Here is a 17,909-nt window from a genome sequence, read left to right on the forward strand (position 1 = left end):
GTTATATATGGATGGAATTAACGTATTGCTTCCCATGAAGGGGCATTCAGAACGTGTGCCGAATAAGAATTTGAAAGAGTTTGCAGGGATACCATTGTATCATGCAATAATGGAGAAAATAAACAATAGTAAATATGTGGATACAGTATATATTAATACTGATTCTAAAGAAATAAAGGATGATGTACAAAGCAATTTCAGTAATGTAGTGATTATTGATCGGCCTGAAAGTATTCAGGGAGATCATGTTTCCATGAATAAAATTATAGGATATGATTTATCCCAAATTGATGGTAATTATTTTTTGCAGACACATAGTACAAACCCCTTATTACAGACAGAGACATTAGATAAAGCTATTTCATTTTACTTTGATAATTTGGAAGAAAATGATTCGGTTTTTTCTGTTACGGAATGGCAAACAAGATTATATTGGAAAGATGGAAAGCCGATAAATCATAACCCAAGTGAGCTAATTAGGACACAAGATTTGACACCTGTATTCGAAGAAAATTCCAACTTTTATATTTTTTCAAAGGAATCTTACAATAACGCTGGCAATAAACGAATAGGATTAGATCCTTATATGTACCCAGTGAATCAATTGGAGTCAATCGATATTGATGAGCCAGAGGATTTTAAATTAGCAGAACTTTTATATGAAAATTTTAATAAATAATTTTTATCAAATATAGATGGGGAATTTAAAGAGCAAGCTCAGTGAAAATGAATTAACAATTGGAACATGGGTTACTATTAATCACCCAGCAGTGATTGAGATATTATCATCTGCTGGTTTTGAATGGATTACATTAGATATTGAACACAGTGCAATTAATATTGAGAGTGTTCAAAACCTTTTAGGTCATATTCAAGGAAATGGAATGGAAGGTCTTGTTAGAGTAAGCAAGAATGAAGAAGTAATTATTAAAAGAGTGATGGATGCAGGTGCTGATGGGGTTATTGTTCCAATGGTTAAAAATAGAGAAGAGGCTCAGAAAGCTGTTTCTTATGTTAAGTATCCCCCAATTGGAAAAAGAGGCGTAGGTCTTTCAAGGGCACAGAAATATGGGACAGATTTCGATGGCTATAAAGAGTGGACAAATAATGAATCCGTTGTTATAGCTCAAATTGAACATATTGAAGCTGTTAATAATTTAGAAGAAATATTAACCACAGATGGAATAGATGGAACCATTGTTGGCCCTTATGATTTATCTGCTTCAATGGGGCATCCAGGAGAATACCATAGGGAAGATGTAAAAGAAGCATTACAAAAAGTGGTCCACAAAACCCAGGAATTAAATAAACCACTTGGCTTTCATGTTGTAGAGTCGGAGTATTCTGAATTAAGAAAAAGGATTAAACAAGGATATAACTTCTTAGCATTTAGCTTAGACTTTTTCTTTTTAGGCGATAAAGCAAGAGAAGAAATGACTAAGTTTAAAAATGAATTTTCATTGTGAAAAAACACGTATTAGTTTTTGGTGGGGCTGGATTTTTAGGTAGTTATTTAGTAGAAGAACTGGTGAGCAGGGGATACCAAACTACTATCTGTGATGTCAACCCTCCCCACAAAGATCTTGCCGATTGCAATTATCTTGAATGTGATATTATGAATCAAGATAAAGTTGCTGAAGCTATCACAGATAGGATTGATATAGTCTATAACTTGGCAGGATTTGCCAATTTGGACGAAGCTACAGACAATCCATATCGTACCATAGAGTTAAATGTGCTTGGTAATATAAATATACTTAATGCTTGTATCTCGAAAGATGTTGAGAGGTTTGTTTATGCTAGTAGTGCGTATGCAATGAACAACAAAGGGTCTTTTTATGGAATTAGTAAACTTTCATCAGAAAAGGTAGTGGAAGAATACTTTAAAAAGTATCACCTTCCGTATACAATACTAAGGTATGGGTCTGTATATTCAGAAAGGAGTTATGAGAATAATTATATTTATAATTTAGTAGAAGAAGCAATCAAATCTGGCAAAATTGAACATGAGGGGGATGGAGAAGAGATAAGGGAGTATATACATGCTCATGATGCTGCAAAGCTATCTGTTGATGTCATAGAGACAGATAAATATGAAAATGGACAGGTTGTTTTAACTGGTGTAGAACGTATGCAGAGGAAAGAATTATTCCTCATGATACAAGAAATACTTAATCAAGATCTTGACATTAATTTGAAGGATGATGGGTATGAAAATCATTATAAATATACTCCCTATTCCTTTGAGCCAACGGTCAGCAAAAAGTTAGTTGCTAATCCTCATATCGATATGGGACAAGGTCTTTTGAGGTGTGTTAAAGCAGTTTATAATGAAGATGATTGAAGAAGGAGCTATTTCAAAGTTTAAATATGAAGAAAAGTTTAAAAAAAGGGTAGCTAAGTTATTTATTTTAATAATTAATGATGCAATAGAAAAAAAAGGTGAAGCATATGTTGCTTTATCTGGAGGGTCAACACCTGTTCCTGTATTTCGATTTATTCGAGAAAAATGTTTAGAAAAAGTCGATTGGGAAAAAGTTTGTTTTTTCTGGGTAGATGAACGGCCCGTCCCTCCTGAATCTGAAGAAAGTAACTATGGTAATGCTTGTGAAAAGCTGTTGAATTATTTACCGGGTGTAAAAAGGTATCGAATGAAAGGAGAGTATTCTCCTGAACAAGCGGCTAAAGAATATGAGCAGTACTTAAAAAAAGTAGTTCCTTCTAAAGACGGTTTGCCTTGCTTTGATCTTATTTGGTTGGGAATGGGATCCGATGGTCATACCGCCTCTATTTTTCCCAATTCTGAGATGATTAATGAAAAAAAGGACTGGGTAAAAAGTGTTTGGGTAGAAAAGCTAAATAGTTATCGTATAACGTTGACACTCCCTATTATCAACAATGCAAAAAACAGGATGATTGTAATGAAAGGAAAAGAGAAATTGGAAGTGTTCAATGAAATACAAAAGATAAAAGAGAAAAAATACCCAATACAATTTATTCAACCTTCTACTGCTAAAGATTATTGGATGATAGGTGTTAACTAAGTATTAGATTTAAATGATGAATATTAAAAATATATTTTTTGACTTTGATGGTGTGCTGGCTGAATCCGTACATGTGAAAACTGAGGCCTTTTATCAATTGTATTTACCTTATGGAGAAGAAATTGCAGAAAAAGTAGTTGTACATCATCGAGCTAATGGAGGTGTCTCCAGGTTTGAGAAGTTTAGGATATATCACAGCCGATTTTTAGATGAGGAAATAGATGAAGAGGAAGTGCAGGAGTTGGCTGAACAATTTTCAAATTTAGTTGTTGACGGTGTGGTGGAAGCTCCGGAAGTTCCTGGTGTCGGGAAATTTCTGGAGAAGTATCACAAAACCATGGATTTTTGGGTAATAACAGGTACACCCACGGAGGAAATAAAACAGATCGTATCCAGACGCGAACTTGATAAGTACTTTATTGAATTGTGCGGATCACCTACCAAAAAACCAGAATGGACTAATTATTTACTTGAGAAATATGAGTTGGATCCGGACGAGACACTGTTTTTAGGTGATTCAATGTCTGACTATAAAGGGGCCAAAGCTGGAGGCACTCATTTTGCCTTGCGCAGCTATGAAGAAAACAAGGAATTATTTGGCGACTATACAGGATTGCGATTTTACGATTTCAAAGAATTAGAGAAAAAAATAGATTTCACACAATGAAAATACTACTTACTACGACCTCCTTTCAAGATACGCCCGGAAAACATCATGATTTATTGGATGAACAAGATTTCGAAATTGATAAAGAAAGAGGTCCATTAAAAGAAGAGGAATTACTTCCCATTATTGATCAATATGACGGGGTTATATGTAGTGATGACGAATATACTGAAGCTGTAATAAGAAAAGGTGCTGAAAGTAGATTAAAGATTATTTCAAAATATGGTGTAGGCCTTGATCAAATAGATTTAGATGCTGCAGAGAAGTATGGTGTCAAGGTGACTAATTGCCCCGGAGTGAATCAAGTATCTGTTGCAGAGCATGTATTAGCCTTAACGTTGAGTTTTTATCGGAATATTCATCTGGAGTATAATATTACCAAGCAAGGTAAATGGGATCGGTATGTTGGTGATGAATTGCGAGGTAAAACGATTGGTATATTAGGCTTAGGTTCTGTAGGTAAAGAGACTGCTAAAATTATGGGGGCACTTGGGCTGAAGGCAAAAGCCTATGATAAGTTTATGGATTACGATTTTGCAGAGGAACATGATATTGAGGTTGCTGAGACATTAGAAGAATTGTTAGATAATATCGATATCTTGTCCCTGCATTTGCCGCTAAATGATGAAACAAGAGGAATGATAACATTAAACTTGCTCAAAAGAACCGAAGTTAAGGATGTATTGATTGTCAATACTGCCAGAGCTGAATTAATAGAGTTTGATGCTATTGAGAAAGGACTTCAAGAAGGAATATTGGCTGGATATTGTACTGATGTCATGGATGAAGAACCCATGCCATCGGATCATCCATTAAAGGATATGGATAATGTGTTGATTACTCCTCATATAGGTTCAAGGACGTATCAAAGTGTAGAGCGACAAGGGCGGATGGCTATAAATAATCTACTGGATCATATTTAATTAATAAAACTTCTTATGTTAGAATCGTTTAAAAAAGGAGCAAAGAAGATATTTAATTTACTACCGCTTAAATGGAGATTGGCGATCAAAAAAAGATTGTCCAGAAAATTTAGCATAGATGAAGTCAGATTAGTATTTGAAGTACTTAAAAATAAGGGAAATGGGGTAATGTTCGATGTCGGAGCTCATTACGGTGGGGCTTTGATAAATTTTCTTGAAAAAGGATGGATGGTATATTCATTTGAGCCTAATCCTAAAAATTTAGCTCATCTTAGAAGAAGGACAAAAGATTATTCCAATATTCATATAAGTGATAAAGCTGTAAGTAATGAAAGTGGTAAAGAAGTTCCATTATATACTAGTGAGGTTTCTTCTGGTATTAGTGGTTTATCTAAATTTCATGAGTCACATGAATTATCACTGACTGTTAAAACGATTACTCTTTCCGATTTTCTTAAAAGGAGAGATATATCGGAGATTAATGTTTTAAAAATTGATACTGAAGGATATGATCTATTCGTACTGGAGGGATTTAATTGGAAGGATGATCAACATCCAGAAATTATAGTTTGTGAGTTTGAAGATAGGAAAACAAGACAGTTAGGTTATAAAACTGGGGATATAATTTCTTTTTTAGAAAAAAGAAATTATGAAGTAATAATTTCAGAGTGGTTTCCTGTTGAGGAATATGGTTTATCCCATGAATGGAAGAGATTTATTAGAGGTGATAATGCTGAAACGTTGGATGAGGATTCTTGGGGTAATTTGATAGCTTTTAAATCTGATTCAGTATATCTAAATGACTTTTTAAATCTAATAAAGTCAATACAGAGATGATTATATAACTTTGTAACAGAGATTCTGTTAATGTTTGAATTAGTAAGGAAACTCTTTAAGCAGTCGAGTATTTATGCCTTTGGTGATATTTTAACCAAAGGGGTTGGCTTTTTTCTTCTTCCATTATATACAGCCTATTTAACGCCAGAAGACTATGGAATTATCTCACTGGCTACTGTTGCTGCAACAATATTTACAATTATTTCTACGGGAGGATTAAAAGGAGCTGTTTTAAAGTTCTATTATAATTTTGATCAAGCTGATGAGCGAAAACAGTTTTACGGTACACTTTGGTTATTTTACTTAGTAGTACCTGGTTTATTTCTTTTGGTTTTAGAGTTAAAAGGTGATGAGATTTTTAAAATAATATTACCCAGTGTAGCTTATCATCCGTATATAAGGCTTGCTTTATGGACATATTATTTAAAAGCTATTTTTACAGAAATGCCTCTTCAGATATTCAAAGCAAAGAGTGAGGCAAAGAAACATACCTTACTTAAGGTTGGAATATTCTTTTTTTCAACAGTACTTACAGTTTGGTTTGTAGTATTTTGGGAGCAAGGCGCAAAGGGGCTTTTATATGCCAAATTTTTAGGCAATTTATTGATTGCTGTTGTAGTCGGATACTATTTGTATAAGTTTATTCAGATAACGTTTAGATGGAAATACCTTAAGAAAGCGCTTTTATATAGTCTGCCAATGGTACCACATTTTTTGTCACATTGGGTGTTGAGTTCTTCAGATCGTTTAGTACTTGAATATTTTGTTCCGCTTGGAGAAGTTGGAGTCTATAATGTGGGTTATACAATAGGATCGGCAATGTCTATGATTGCACTTGCTGGAAATAATGCAATTATACCTTTATATGGTGACTTAGATTTAAAAGATAAGTCGGGAATTAGAGATGTGGTTAAGAGTGCAACTTATTATATTTGTGTGATTGTAGGAATTGCTTTATTGGTGGTACTATTTGCAGAAGATTTTATCTACTTGGCTATACCTGAATCTTACCATGGTGCAATTAGTGTTATCCCATGGGTAGTGCTCGGTTATGTATTTATGGCTTTTTACTTTACACAAATTAATTTACTTACCATTACACTTGGTAAAACTAACGTGGTGGGAATTTCTACAGCAATAGCAGCTTTTGCAAATATTGGATTGAATATATTGCTTATTCCATATCTGGGCATGGTAGGAGCTGCAATAACTACGGCATTTACCTATTTGTTACTATTTATTGGGATGAAATATTTTTCAAAAAGAGCACATCCATTGCCATTTGAATACATGCGAATGGCAAAAGTACTTTTGGCAGGTATAATTGTTTATCTTGGAGCTTATTTTGTTACTCCAAGTACGGTTTATTTAAGTGTGCCAATTAAGGTTTTGGGATTATTGTTATTTGTAGTGTTACTATACTTTTTCAATTTCTTTAATAAAGATGAAATTACTTTCATAAAAAATAAGATAGATCAAAATATTTAAGTTTATGAGTAATAACCCACAGTTAAATCCTTACCGACGGGCTGTCTCTTTAATTTATAACAGATTGAAATGGGATATTAAATTAGAATCTTGGCGTTCCAGAAAAAGCCTTAAAAACATAAAAAATAAATATAAAGGAGAGAAAGCAGTTATTTTATGTAATGGGCCAAGCTTGAACAAAACAAATTTCTCACTACTTAATAATGTTTATACGTTTGGTCTTAATAAGATCAATCTTTTATTCGATAAAACGTCTTTTCGTCCATCTTGTATTGTTTCGGTGAATAAGTTAGTTATCGAACAAAATGCAGGTTTTTTTAAAAACACAGAAATTCCGTTATATCTTGACTCAAAAGGACTAAATGATATTGGAAAAAAAGAAAATGTAACGTATTTACATTCAACCGGTTATCGTAGTTTTGCTAAAGATTGTTCTATTAGTATAGATCAAGGATATACAGTTACATATGTTGCTTTACAATTGGCTTATCATATGGGATTTACTGAGGTAGCTTTAATAGGTTGTGATCATAATTTTGCAACTAAAGGACCTGCTAATAAAACAGTTGAATCTGGGGCTTCTGACCCAAATCACTTCGACCCAAATTATTTTTCGGGTGGTGAAAAATGGCAGTTGCCAGATTTATTTGAAAGCGAGGTTTCGTATAAGATGGCAAAGGATGCATATGAAAATGATGGTAGAAAAATATTTAATTCTACAAAAGGTGGGGAGCTAGATATTTACCCAAGGATAAAGTTAGAAGATTTTTTAACAATTTAGTTTATAAGTTCGAGTAATAAATTTTATGAAATCCCATACATTTTTTAGCAATATTACTTGACAGTACTTGGGTAATGAGAATTTCTTAGTGTATATAAAGATAGGAGAAAGTAAAATTGATGATAAGCGAGGAGTATCCAATAAATATTAATGATTCTTATGGTAATAGGATTACTGAAAAGAATAAGGTTAGTTGAGAAATGGATGATAAGCCATTGGTTAGTGTGGTAACAGTAGTTTTTAATGAAGTAGATAACATTAAGTTTACACTTGATAATATTGCTTCACTTAAAGAAAAAATAGAATTAGAGTATATCGTGATTGATGGAGAGTCAACTGATGGTACAACAGAGGTAATTAAAAAATATTCATCAATTATTGATAAATTTATATGTGAAAAGGATAAGGGCATTTATGATGCAATGAATAAAGGAATTCAATTAGCGCAGGGAGAATATATAGGTTTACTAAATGCTGGTGATACTTACATAGAATCAGCAATAGAAAATGTGTTCAAATTAATTAATAATACAGACTTTGATGTTATTTATGGGGGGATAAATATTTTAGATGAGGAAAGAAATCTTATCAAAGTCCAAAAAGGATTATCCCCATCAAAAATGTTTTCATTTGGAATAAGTAACCTTAATCATCCTTCCTTTTTTATTAAAAAGACTGTTTATCAAGATTTGGGATACTATAGTTTAAATTATGATACGGCGGGTGATTTCGAGTTTGCTTTTAAAGCTTATGTGGAAGGATATAAATACCAAAATACTAATAAAATACATGCTAATTTTTTGAAAGGAGGAGCTTCATATCTAAGGTCTCCTTATCAAAAAATAAGGATATATAAAAAGTATATTAACAAAGAAACTATTTGGGCAATTGGAGCTATTTTAAAGTATTTAATATTTAAGTATCCATTATATTTCTTGGTCAAAATATTACCTAAAAATGTACATTATAAATACTTAAAATTTAAGTATAAAATATTTAATAAGAGTTGAGTAATATAACAATATACTAGCTGTGCTTAAGTAACTAATGCAACACGGCGGTGTTTTAGGGTTTGTTGGATAGGATGAAGAAAATCATTTATTGGTATTTTTGTGGAATTTTATTTTTGGATATTTTATTGGGATTCCTACTTGACTATTTGTCCCTTGAATCAATGCTTCCTTTGCATCCTGGTCAAATAATTAGAGGGGGAATATTATTAATCATAAGTACAAGTTTATTGAAGAATCAGTCAAGTGAGAGATTTGACTATTCAAAATTCATGTTTATTACATGTGTTTATTTGCTGTGTTTAGGCTTAGTACTAGGTATACAAAACAAATCGTTTGTAGGGATTGGAATTGAGGTATATAATTTAAGTAAGCTAATATTTGTTTTATTGCTAGCATATTATGTCCAGAGAAATTGGGTGTTTTTTTACTCTAGGGCTGATGAAATCATGAAGGTGAATTTCATAATCTTTAGTTTAAATCTTTTTTTTAGTTTTGTTACTGGTTTAGGTTTAGATACCTATGGAAATATTGAGACAGCTACCAAGGGTTTTTTGTATGGGGGAAATGCCGCATCGGTCTTAAGTATTGTTTTTTTTTCATATTACTTATTTAAGTGGGAAGATGATTTTAAAAGTAAAATTTTTACCCTTATTGGGTTCTTAAATATTTATATAGTTGGAACTAAAGTTATTTTTATAACTCCTTTGATTTTAGTTCTTTACTTCTTGTTAAAAATAAAGTGGAATGCTAAGAGAATAGCTTGGACCGGAATTTTAATTACACCTTTCTTAATCTATTTTGGAATATTAATTAAACCTGTAGTAATTGAGATATTCAATAATAGATATTTATCAACCCTTAAAAGAGCTGGATTATATAGTTCAAATGGGGGTGGGGCATTCAATGAAATTATATTGGCTTATCGAAGAATCGAATATGTGATTGAACAGACAGCTTATCAGATCAGCAATTTTTTTATTTCATTATTCGGAATAGGCCGAGTTGGTCAAATGAACTTTTGGGAGTTAAGAAACGGGTCGTTTGATTTTGCTGCAATGGATTTCTTTGATTTAATATTTCAGTATGGCTTAATAGGTGGATTATTGGTGTTTTATTTTTTCTTCCAAGCTTTAAAAAAAGCTTGGAAGATTGGGATATCTAATCCACTATCAATAGCTTTTTTTTTAATCCTTGCTTATAGTTTTTTTGGAGGTTATGTATTGTATTCAGCTACAGCTGGTACTTTTCTAAGTTTTTTAACGGGGATACATTTAAAAGGACATCCTATTCAACATAGTTAACTTGAAACCACAGTTTAAATAGTTTTTGATGAGAATTTTAAAAGTCTGCAGTGGTAATAATGGCATTAGTCCATTTGTAAAAGATCAAGTTAAGTCGTTGAGGAAAGAAGGATTAACTGTAGATATTTTTGAAATTGAAGGAAAGGGTATAATTGGATATTTGAAGAATTTGGTCCCGTTATTAAGAAAGTTAAACGAACAAGAATATCAATTAATACATGCTCATTATGGTTTGAGTGGTTTGCTGGCAAACTTTCAACGAAAAATTCCAGTAGTAACTACATTTCATGGAAGTGATATCCATTATATTTTTAATAGATTTCTATCATATATAGCTTCAATATTATCAGTTTATTGTATTGTAACTAATGAAAAACAGGTTAATCAATTAGCATTAAAAAATAACTTTGAGATAATCCCATGTGGGATTGATTTAGGTCTTTTTAAGCCGATGAATAAAAAAAAGTGTAGAGAATATTTTGATTTAGCAAAAGATGCTGAAATTATACTTTTCTCTTCTTCTTTTGACCGAAAGGTTAAAAATGTAAAGCTAGCTAAAAAAGCAGTTTCTAAATTAGAGGATGTAGAGTTAATAGAATTGGCAGGTTACACAAAAAAAGAAGTAGCCATGTTGATCAATGCTTCAGATGTAGTTTTGATTACATCCTTTAATGAGACAGGGCCATTAATTGCAAAGGAAGCGTTGGCCTGTAATGTGCCTATTGTATCTACTGATGTCGGCGATGTCCGAAAAATTTTGGGATCTGAACATTGTAATTTAATAGCAAAATATGACCCAAAAGATGTTGCAAATAAGTTATCTAAACAGATTCAATCAAATAGAGGTAATGATTTGAGGAAATTAGTTTGTAAACATAATTTAAGAGATACTGCACGAAAAATAACCAAAGTATATAGCAAAATTGTATAAAGAATATATTTTATAAAAGATAATGAAAGACAAATTATTGATAGAGATTGGTCATCCAGCCCACATTCATCAGTTTAGAAATTTATTTTTTAAGTTAATAGAAAACGATTGGGAAGTATTATTTGCTGTTAAGGATAAAGATATTGTATTAGAGCTTGCAAATAGATATAACCTACCCTATGAAATAATAGGAAAAACAAAAAAAGGATTTTTTAAAAAAATTATTGATCTTCCTCTAAGCTTATTGAATTTTTTTTTCATTGCTAAAAAATTTAATCCAGATTTAATTATAAGTAGACTATCCCCTCTAAGCAGTTGTATCAGTTATATATTAGGAGTGCCTCATTTGTCTTTTGCTGATACAGAACCAGGATATAAGCTACATAGATTTACTTTACCTCTAGTTGACTATGTGTTTACTTCCACTAGTTTTAAAAGAGATTATGGAGAAGAGAAACATTACAGATATTTGGGTTCACACGAATTAGCGTATTTGCATCCAAACTATTTTGAGCCATCAAATGAGATATTTAATTATTTAGGCATAGAGGAAAATGAGAAGTATGCAATTATTCGTTTTGTTGCGTGGGAGGCATTTCATGATGTCGGTGAATATGGGCTGACAGAAGATCAGAAGGAAGAGATTGTGACCAAGCTAGCAAAACACATGCATGTATTTATTTCTTCAGAAAAAGGTTTACCTGATTCTTTAAAAAAGTATACCATTGATATACCTTCTGATTTAATGCATGATGCGTTATCTCATGCAACTTTACAAATAGGGGAAAGTCCAACTATGGCAGAGGAAGCTGCAACTTTAGGGGTGCCTTCAATATGTATATCTTCATGGGCATCCGAAGCAGGTGTAATTCAGGATTTAGTCGATTCTGGTCTTTTGGTCAGTTTACATCCTGATGAATACAACAAGTTAGTTGATATTCTGGAAATGTTTGTTTCAGATGAAAATATAAAGGCGAAGTGGAGGAAAAAAAGAGAAGAATATTTAAAAGAAAAAATAGATGTAACCTCTTTTTATTTTTGGCTTATTAATAATTATCCAGATAGCATTAGAGTTATTAAGGAAAATTCAGAATACGAAAAAAGGTTTATAGACAATGAGTGAAATAAAATTTGGTATAATTGGCTGTGGCAGAATAGGTAAAAGACATGCCCAGCATATTAGCAATGTTGGCAAGCTACAAGCTGTTTGTGATATCAAGGAAGATAAAGCTAATGAATTAGCGGAAAGTAATGATGCCACAGCATATTATACCGTAAATGGAATGCTCGAAAATGAGAAAGGTATAGATATTATAGCTATATGTACACCCAATGGGTTACATGCTAAACATTCAATACAAGTATTACGAGCAGGTTACCATGTGCTCTGTGAAAAGCCTATGGCATTGTCAGTTGCTGATTGTGGCAGAATGTTAACAGAAGCCGAAAAGGCCAACAAGCGGTTGTTTGTGGTTAAACAAAATCGATTTAATCCTCCCATAGATGCTGTAAAGAAACTTATTAATGAAGGGCGTTTGGGAAGATTATTAAGTGTGCAAGTTAATTGTTTTTGGAATCGTCATGAAGAATATTATAACTCTTCAGATTGGAAAGGTTCTTTAGAGTTAGATGGTGGCACACTTTTCACACAGTTTAGTCATTTTATAGATATTATGTTTTGGTTGGCAGGAGATATTGAAAATGTTTGGGCTTTGACAAAGAACCAAAATCATCATGACACTATTGAGTTTGAGGATACAGGAGTAGTAGGTTTTGAATTTACCAATGGAGCTATTGGGGGATTGAGTTATACTACTAATGCTTATGGAGGAAACATGGAAGGTTCTATAACACTTTTTGGGACTAAAGGAACAGTTAAGATTGGCGGTGAGTATCTTAATGAGCTAGAGTATCAAAATATTGAAGGTCATGAGATAAAGAATTTGAAAACGTCAGCAGGGGCTAACGATTATGGAACTTATAAGGGGTCAATGTCTAATCATGATAAAGTTTATGAAAATATTATAGAAGTATTTAAAAACGATGGAGTGGCAACAACTGTTGGTTATGAAGGGCTGAAAACGGTGGAAATAATTGAAAAAATTTATTCTTGTACAAGAGCTGTAAAATCGACATATGAGGAAACAGAGAGATGAAGAAAATAGCCTTTCTTGGTGCAAAAAAGATAGGGTACAAGTGTTTTAAGTCACTTTTAGATCTTCATATAGATGGCTTATGTAAAATTGTTGGGGTAATAAGCAGGTCTACTCGTTTAGATACTGAAGAGACTATTTTTGATCTTTGTGAAAAATACGGGATCAATTGCTTAACCTCATTAGATGAGTATCTTGATTTACCTGAAGTAGATATAACTATTTCAGTACAGCATGATGAAATTCTTAAGAAAAAACATATTGAGAAAGCTTCAGAAATTGCTGTAAATCTACATTTAGCCCCTTTACCAGAATATAGAGGTTGCAATCAATTTTCATTTGCGATTATTGATGAAGCAAAATGGTTCGGAGCGACTCTTCATGAAATGAATGAAAATATTGATGCAGGTGATATCTTATTTGAAGAAAGATTTAGAATAGATGATAAAAAATATTGGGTAAAAGAATTATATGATGAAACAATAAAAGTGGGGGCTGAACTGTTTGACAAAAAAGTTGAAAAATTTCTAAGGGATCAGTATAAAAGGAAGAGTCAAAAGGATTTAGTAGGTGAAAGAAAATCATCAATTCATTTTCGTGATGAAATACAGGAAATAAAAAAAATAGATTTGAATTGGGAGAGAGATAAAATAGATAGACATATCCGAGCAACCTCAATGCCTGGTTTTGAACCGCCATTTACTTTTATTGAAGGAAAAAAAGTGCATTTTAAAATTTAATGTTCAACTAAATTAATAATGGATATTCCTTTCGTAGATCTTGAAGCTCAGTATAAAAATCATAAGAATGAAATTGATGGGGCAATCCAAAATGTAGTTAACGATACGGCTTTTATACGGGGCGATTATGTTGATAATTTCGAACAAAAATACGCTGAGAAATATGGGGTAAAAAATTGTATTGGAGTAGGAAATGGAACTGATGCTATTTACATAGTTTTAAAAATGCTTGGTGTAGGTTCTGGTGATGAAGTTATTACAGTTGCTAATAGTTGGATTTCTTCATCCGAAACTATTAGCCAGACTGGAGCAAAGCCCGTTTTTGTAGATATAGAGCCTGATTATTTTACTATTGATCCTACCAAGATTGAAGAAAAGATAACTGATAAAACGAAAGCGATTATTCCAGTCCATTTGTACGGGCAACCGGCAGATATGGATCCTATAATGAGAATTGCCAATAAATATGATTTATATGTGATAGAAGATACAGCACAAGCACATTTTGCAGAATATAAAGACCAAAAGGTGGGGACATTTGGCGATGCCGCTACTTTTAGCTTTTATCCAGGAAAAAATTTAGGAGCATATGGGGATGCAGGTGCTATTATTACTGATAATGATGAATTAGCTGATAAATGTCGTATGTTTGCTAATCATGGTTCTTTACAAAAACATGATCATAAAATTGAAGGTATTAACAGCCGACTGGATGGTATACAAGCAGCGATTTTGAATGTAAAATTATCTTATATCCAAGATTGGAATAAAAAGCGCCTATCTAATGCTTTACACTACAATGAATTATTGGCTGATTTTGAAGGAATTACTACCCCAAAAATCAGGAAAAATGCTATTCATGTATTCCATTTATATGTAATTAGAGCAGAGAGGAGAGATAAATTAGCAAATTATTTGAAAGACAAGGGAATTAATACTTCTATTCATTATCCAACCATTCTTCCTCTCCTATCTGCATATGACTATTTAAACCATACACCAGAAGATTTTCCCAATGCCTATAAAGCACAACAAGAGATTTTGTCTTTGCCCATGTATCCCGAACTCACGAATACTCAAATTAAGTATGTTACTAACAACTTAAAGAAGTATTATACTAACAAGTAAGAAAGAGCAGGATTTATAGCTCATAACTATTGTGATTTATAGAAATTTCATTTAGCTGTAAATTATTGTTACCTTCCCATCTAAAATATCATTAAAGATAGATTGTCTATAGAAAAAACGTTACAGACATGTCCCATACAGCATCATTACAAAGAGAGGTAGAGACATCCAGTATACCTATCTCAGAGAGATACAATTCAGAGGCGGTAGATTTCATACAATCTAATCTTGATACAAGCACTGATGAGATTAATTTTGTTGAAACCACATACCGTTTTAATATTGAGTCTCTTCAGGAGGACAAGGTTAAAAACTTGGTTAATCTCAAAAGATTAAATGATGTTCGACACATTAACAAGTTTTTTGAGACCGTAAACTCAGAGATGGCGTTTGGAGGGCTTTTTATTGGTTGCTTTGAAAGTAAAGAGCAGCGAAAAGAAAGGATATTAAATGCTTATCCATTTATCATAGCGCAGATAGTTTATGTGTTAGATTTTATCTGGAAACGTGTTTGTCCTAAAATAAAATTCACTCAAAGTTTTTATTTTGATGTAACGAATGGCAATGATCGTTCACTTCCTTTATCCACTATACTTGGACGGTTAGTTTCATGTGGATTTGAAATAGTAGATTATTCTGAAAAAAATAGGTTAACGTATTTTACAGCAAGAAAGATTGAGAAACCGGAGTTTGATGATAATCCTACCTATGGTCCTTTAATTGCTTTAAAACGTGTTGGATACAAAGGAAAGATTATAGATGTATATAAGCTAAGGACAATGCACCCTTATTCAGAATATTTGCAGGAATATATATATGAACAAAATGACGTTGAGAAAGGTGGCAAGTTTAAAGATGATTTTCGCATAACAAATTGGGGCAAGGTGTTGAGAAAGTTTTGGTTAGATGAACTGCCCATGCTTTATAATTGGTTCAAAGGAGATCTTAAATTAGTTGGAGTAAGACCATTAAGTCGTCATTATTTTGAGCTATATCCCGAGCAATTTCAAGAGCGTCGAAAAAAATATAAGCCCGGGCTTATTCCTCCTTTTTATGTAGATCTGCCAAAAACAATGGAGGAGATTTTTGCATCAGAGAAAAAATATATGATGCAGTATGAAAAGCATCCTTATTTAACTGATATCAAATATTTCTTCAAGTCACTCTATAATATTTTTATTAAAAGAGCACGGAGTAATTAGTTTTTAATGGATGATATAACATTTGCGGTTTGCGGGTTTGGCCGAATAGGGAAAAGACATGCAAAAATTGTTGATGAATATGATGGTTCAAAACTAAATGCCATTATAGACATAAAAAATTCTTTAGTTGAAGAGGCTAAGGAATTAGGATACAGTACCGATCTTTTTCAGGGCTTAGAGGAGTTTATTGAAAATGATAATCGAGAGTCTGATGTAATAACTGTTGCTACCCCTAATGGTCTTCATGCTCCTTTGGCTTTAAAGGCTTTGGATGCCGGTTATCATGTGGTTATTGAGAAGCCAATGGCCCTAACAAAAAGTGATTGTGAAAAGATCATTTTTAAAGCGTTGAAAGTTAATCGGCAGGTATTTGTTGTTAAGCAAAATAGGTATAGTCCTACCTCTGTTTGGCTCAATAATATCGTTGGAGATAATATTCTTGGCGATATTTATATGGTCCAAACCAATTGTTATTGGAATCGGGATGATCGCTACTACAAGCCTGGTGACTGGCATGGTACTGAAGAGTTAGATGGCGGTACCTTATTTACACAGTTTAGTCATTTTATTGATATTCTTTACTGGGTGTTTGGCGATATCGAAAATATCAAAGCAAACCTCAATAATTTTAATCATAGAGGAATGATTGAGTTTGAAGATTCGGGAGTTGTCCACTTTGATTTCCAGAATGGCGGGGTAGGTACTTTCAATTATTCTACTTCTACTTGGGGTAAGAATATGGAGAGTAGTATTACAGTATTGGGTTCGAAAGGCAGCGTTAAAGTTGGTGGACAATATATGAACGAAGTTGAATACTGCCATGTAAAGGATTATGAGATGCCCGAGTTATCGGAAACAAATCCTCCTAACGATTATGGTCCATACAAAGGAAGTGCGGCCAATCACCACTATATTATAGAAAATGTTGTAAATACGCTACATGGTGAAGAAAGTATAACAACAAATGCCCTTGAAGGAATGAAAGTGGTCGAAATCATCGAGAATATATATAAACAGCGTCCTAATAATTTGTGATTTTTGTACTTTGTAGTGCATCAATTTTTACGTAACCGTATTTAAGCACCTCTTTTAATAATTATAGAGTAAGTTTTCTATAAATGGAATCTAAAGATTATTTTGTACACAATTCTGCAATTATCGATCAGCCTGCGTCAATAGGGAAGGGTACTAAAATATGGCATTGGGTTCATGTGATGTCAGGGGCCGAAATTGGCAGCAATTGTGTAATAGGTCAAAATGCTTATATAGCAGGTAAGGCAAAATTGGGCGATAATGTGAGTGTGCAAAATAATGTTTCTATTTATGATCGTGTAATTTTGGAAGATGATGTTTTTTGTGGTCCCAGTATGGTATTTACAAATGTAATTAATCCCCGAAGTGCTGTTGAACGTAAAGATGAATATCTGACTACCCGTGTTAAGAAGGGCGCAAGTATTGGCGCTAATGCAACAATAGTTTGTGGTAATACGATAGGAGAATATGCGTTTATCGGTGCCGGTTGTGTGGTGACAAAAGATGTACCTGCTTATGCTTTAGTTGCGGGAGTACCGGCTAAACAGATAGGGTGGATATCAAAAGGAGGGTTGAAATTACATTTTGATGATAATGGAATTGCTGAATGCCCTGAAACTGGAGAGGAATATAAACTTGAGAATAACCAAGTAAAATTATTGTAACAAT

At 32.8% G+C, this 17,909-nt stretch carries 19 protein-coding genes; all 19 read left to right on the plus strand.

Features of this window, described 5'->3' with window-relative positions; translation table 11 throughout:
• Window positions 1-7 precede the first annotated feature (7 nt).
• The 19 genes from ACQ4LT_RS08510 (at window position 8) to ACQ4LT_RS08600 (ending at window position 17,905) form a co-directional block, all read left to right on the plus strand.
• On the plus strand, window positions 8-679 hold the full coding sequence (locus tag ACQ4LT_RS08510; protein ID WP_445665607.1) for an acylneuraminate cytidylyltransferase family protein: 672 nt from the start codon (window positions 8-10) through the stop codon (window positions 677-679).
• Window positions 680-695: 16 nt separating this feature from the next.
• Complete coding sequence (locus tag ACQ4LT_RS08515; RefSeq protein ID WP_445665608.1) at window positions 696-1,466, plus strand: HpcH/HpaI aldolase family protein; 771 nt, start codon at window positions 696-698, stop codon at window positions 1,464-1,466.
• The gene (locus ACQ4LT_RS08520) at window positions 1,463-2,344 is read left to right on the plus strand and encodes an NAD-dependent epimerase/dehydratase family protein (RefSeq protein ID WP_445665609.1); all 882 of its coding nucleotides are present in this window, start codon (window positions 1,463-1,465) and stop codon (window positions 2,342-2,344) included. The genes ACQ4LT_RS08515 and ACQ4LT_RS08520 overlap by 4 nt, the downstream gene beginning before the upstream one ends.
• Window positions 2,337-3,044, plus strand: coding sequence for a 6-phosphogluconolactonase (gene pgl / locus ACQ4LT_RS08525; RefSeq protein ID WP_445665610.1), 708 nt, complete (start codon window positions 2,337-2,339; stop codon window positions 3,042-3,044). Before ACQ4LT_RS08520 ends, pgl begins: the two co-directional genes overlap by 8 nt.
• A 13-nt stretch (window positions 3,045-3,057) precedes the next feature.
• Window positions 3,058-3,711 (plus strand): HAD family hydrolase, encoded by a 654-nt coding sequence (locus ACQ4LT_RS08530; RefSeq protein WP_445665611.1) that lies wholly within the window; start codon window positions 3,058-3,060, stop codon window positions 3,709-3,711.
• The gene (locus ACQ4LT_RS08535; protein ID WP_445665612.1) at window positions 3,708-4,634 is read left to right on the plus strand and encodes a phosphoglycerate dehydrogenase; all 927 of its coding nucleotides are present in this window, start codon (window positions 3,708-3,710) and stop codon (window positions 4,632-4,634) included. Before ACQ4LT_RS08530 ends, ACQ4LT_RS08535 begins: the two co-directional genes overlap by 4 nt.
• Before the next feature lie 15 nt (window positions 4,635-4,649).
• Window positions 4,650-5,471 (plus strand): FkbM family methyltransferase, encoded by an 822-nt coding sequence (locus ACQ4LT_RS08540; protein ID WP_445665613.1) that lies wholly within the window; start codon window positions 4,650-4,652, stop codon window positions 5,469-5,471.
• A gap of 30 nt (window positions 5,472-5,501) precedes the next feature.
• Window positions 5,502-6,959 carry a flippase gene (locus tag ACQ4LT_RS08545; RefSeq protein ID WP_445665614.1) on the plus strand — a complete coding sequence of 486 codons (1,458 nt, stop codon included), beginning with the start codon at window positions 5,502-5,504 and terminating at the stop codon, window positions 6,957-6,959.
• A gap of 4 nt (window positions 6,960-6,963) precedes the next feature.
• Entirely contained in the window at window positions 6,964-7,740 is a 777-nt protein-coding gene (locus ACQ4LT_RS08550) for a 6-hydroxymethylpterin diphosphokinase MptE-like protein (protein ID WP_445665615.1), read from the plus strand.
• 200 nt (window positions 7,741-7,940) lie between these two features.
• Complete coding sequence (locus tag ACQ4LT_RS08555) at window positions 7,941-8,750, plus strand: glycosyltransferase family 2 protein (RefSeq protein WP_445665616.1); 810 nt, start codon at window positions 7,941-7,943, stop codon at window positions 8,748-8,750.
• A gap of 74 nt (window positions 8,751-8,824) precedes the next feature.
• Window positions 8,825-10,054: a hypothetical protein gene (locus ACQ4LT_RS08560; protein ID WP_445665617.1), complete on the plus strand. Its 1,230-nt coding sequence runs from the start codon at window positions 8,825-8,827 to the stop codon at window positions 10,052-10,054.
• Between the two features lie 28 nt (window positions 10,055-10,082).
• The gene (locus ACQ4LT_RS08565) at window positions 10,083-10,985 is read left to right on the plus strand and encodes a glycosyltransferase (RefSeq protein ID WP_445665618.1); all 903 of its coding nucleotides are present in this window, start codon (window positions 10,083-10,085) and stop codon (window positions 10,983-10,985) included.
• Window positions 10,986-11,007: 22 nt separating this feature from the next.
• Window positions 11,008-12,108 (plus strand): DUF354 domain-containing protein, encoded by a 1,101-nt coding sequence (locus tag ACQ4LT_RS08570; protein WP_445665619.1) that lies wholly within the window; start codon window positions 11,008-11,010, stop codon window positions 12,106-12,108.
• The gene (locus ACQ4LT_RS08575; protein ID WP_445665620.1) at window positions 12,101-13,141 is read left to right on the plus strand and encodes a Gfo/Idh/MocA family protein; all 1,041 of its coding nucleotides are present in this window, start codon (window positions 12,101-12,103) and stop codon (window positions 13,139-13,141) included. The genes ACQ4LT_RS08570 and ACQ4LT_RS08575 overlap by 8 nt, the downstream gene beginning before the upstream one ends.
• Complete coding sequence (locus tag ACQ4LT_RS08580) at window positions 13,138-13,878, plus strand: formyltransferase family protein (RefSeq protein ID WP_445665621.1); 741 nt, start codon at window positions 13,138-13,140, stop codon at window positions 13,876-13,878. The genes ACQ4LT_RS08575 and ACQ4LT_RS08580 overlap by 4 nt, the downstream gene beginning before the upstream one ends.
• Before the next feature lie 18 nt (window positions 13,879-13,896).
• Window positions 13,897-15,006, plus strand: coding sequence for a DegT/DnrJ/EryC1/StrS family aminotransferase (locus ACQ4LT_RS08585; RefSeq protein WP_445665622.1), 1,110 nt, complete (start codon window positions 13,897-13,899; stop codon window positions 15,004-15,006).
• Between the two features lie 128 nt (window positions 15,007-15,134).
• Window positions 15,135-16,208 (plus strand): sugar transferase, encoded by a 1,074-nt coding sequence (locus tag ACQ4LT_RS08590; protein WP_445665623.1) that lies wholly within the window; start codon window positions 15,135-15,137, stop codon window positions 16,206-16,208.
• 6 nt (window positions 16,209-16,214) lie between these two features.
• On the plus strand, window positions 16,215-17,243 hold the full coding sequence (locus tag ACQ4LT_RS08595; RefSeq protein WP_445665624.1) for a Gfo/Idh/MocA family protein: 1,029 nt from the start codon (window positions 16,215-16,217) through the stop codon (window positions 17,241-17,243).
• Between the two features lie 83 nt (window positions 17,244-17,326).
• Window positions 17,327-17,905, plus strand: coding sequence for a DapH/DapD/GlmU-related protein (locus ACQ4LT_RS08600; RefSeq protein ID WP_445665625.1), 579 nt, complete (start codon window positions 17,327-17,329; stop codon window positions 17,903-17,905).
• The last annotated feature ends 4 nt before the right edge of the window (window positions 17,906-17,909 follow it).

It is taken from the genome of Fodinibius sp. AD559, assembly GCF_052712805.1.

Excerpts from the sequence above, each read along its gene's own strand:
- ACQ4LT_RS08570 (WP_445665619.1), top strand. The coding sequence starts at position 11,008 with ATGAAAGACAAATTATTGATAGAGATTGGTCATCCAGCCCACATTCAT.
- ACQ4LT_RS08590 (WP_445665623.1), top strand. The coding sequence starts at position 15,135 with ATGTCCCATACAGCATCATTACAAAGAGAGGTAGAGACATCCAGTATA.
- ACQ4LT_RS08595 (WP_445665624.1), top strand. The coding sequence starts at position 16,215 with ATGGATGATATAACATTTGCGGTTTGCGGGTTTGGCCGAATAGGGAAA.
- ACQ4LT_RS08550 (WP_445665615.1), top strand. The coding sequence starts at position 6,964 with ATGAGTAATAACCCACAGTTAAATCCTTACCGACGGGCTGTCTCTTTA.
- ACQ4LT_RS08575 (WP_445665620.1), top strand. The coding sequence starts at position 12,101 with ATGAGTGAAATAAAATTTGGTATAATTGGCTGTGGCAGAATAGGTAAA.
- ACQ4LT_RS08585 (WP_445665622.1), top strand. The coding sequence starts at position 13,897 with ATGGATATTCCTTTCGTAGATCTTGAAGCTCAGTATAAAAATCATAAG.
- pgl (WP_445665610.1), top strand. The coding sequence starts at position 2,337 with ATGATTGAAGAAGGAGCTATTTCAAAGTTTAAATATGAAGAAAAGTTT.
- ACQ4LT_RS08600 (WP_445665625.1), top strand. The coding sequence starts at position 17,327 with ATGGAATCTAAAGATTATTTTGTACACAATTCTGCAATTATCGATCAG.
- ACQ4LT_RS08515 (WP_445665608.1), top strand. The coding sequence starts at position 696 with ATGGGGAATTTAAAGAGCAAGCTCAGTGAAAATGAATTAACAATTGGA.
- ACQ4LT_RS08545 (WP_445665614.1), top strand. The coding sequence starts at position 5,502 with ATGTTTGAATTAGTAAGGAAACTCTTTAAGCAGTCGAGTATTTATGCC.
- ACQ4LT_RS08560 (WP_445665617.1), top strand. The coding sequence starts at position 8,825 with ATGAAGAAAATCATTTATTGGTATTTTTGTGGAATTTTATTTTTGGAT.
- ACQ4LT_RS08535 (WP_445665612.1), top strand. The coding sequence starts at position 3,708 with ATGAAAATACTACTTACTACGACCTCCTTTCAAGATACGCCCGGAAAA.
- ACQ4LT_RS08580 (WP_445665621.1), top strand. The coding sequence starts at position 13,138 with ATGAAGAAAATAGCCTTTCTTGGTGCAAAAAAGATAGGGTACAAGTGT.
- ACQ4LT_RS08530 (WP_445665611.1), top strand. The coding sequence starts at position 3,058 with ATGATGAATATTAAAAATATATTTTTTGACTTTGATGGTGTGCTGGCT.
- ACQ4LT_RS08540 (WP_445665613.1), top strand. The coding sequence starts at position 4,650 with ATGTTAGAATCGTTTAAAAAAGGAGCAAAGAAGATATTTAATTTACTA.
- ACQ4LT_RS08555 (WP_445665616.1), top strand. The coding sequence starts at position 7,941 with ATGGATGATAAGCCATTGGTTAGTGTGGTAACAGTAGTTTTTAATGAA.
- ACQ4LT_RS08510 (WP_445665607.1), top strand. The coding sequence starts at position 8 with ATGGATGGAATTAACGTATTGCTTCCCATGAAGGGGCATTCAGAACGT.
- ACQ4LT_RS08565 (WP_445665618.1), top strand. The coding sequence starts at position 10,083 with ATGAGAATTTTAAAAGTCTGCAGTGGTAATAATGGCATTAGTCCATTT.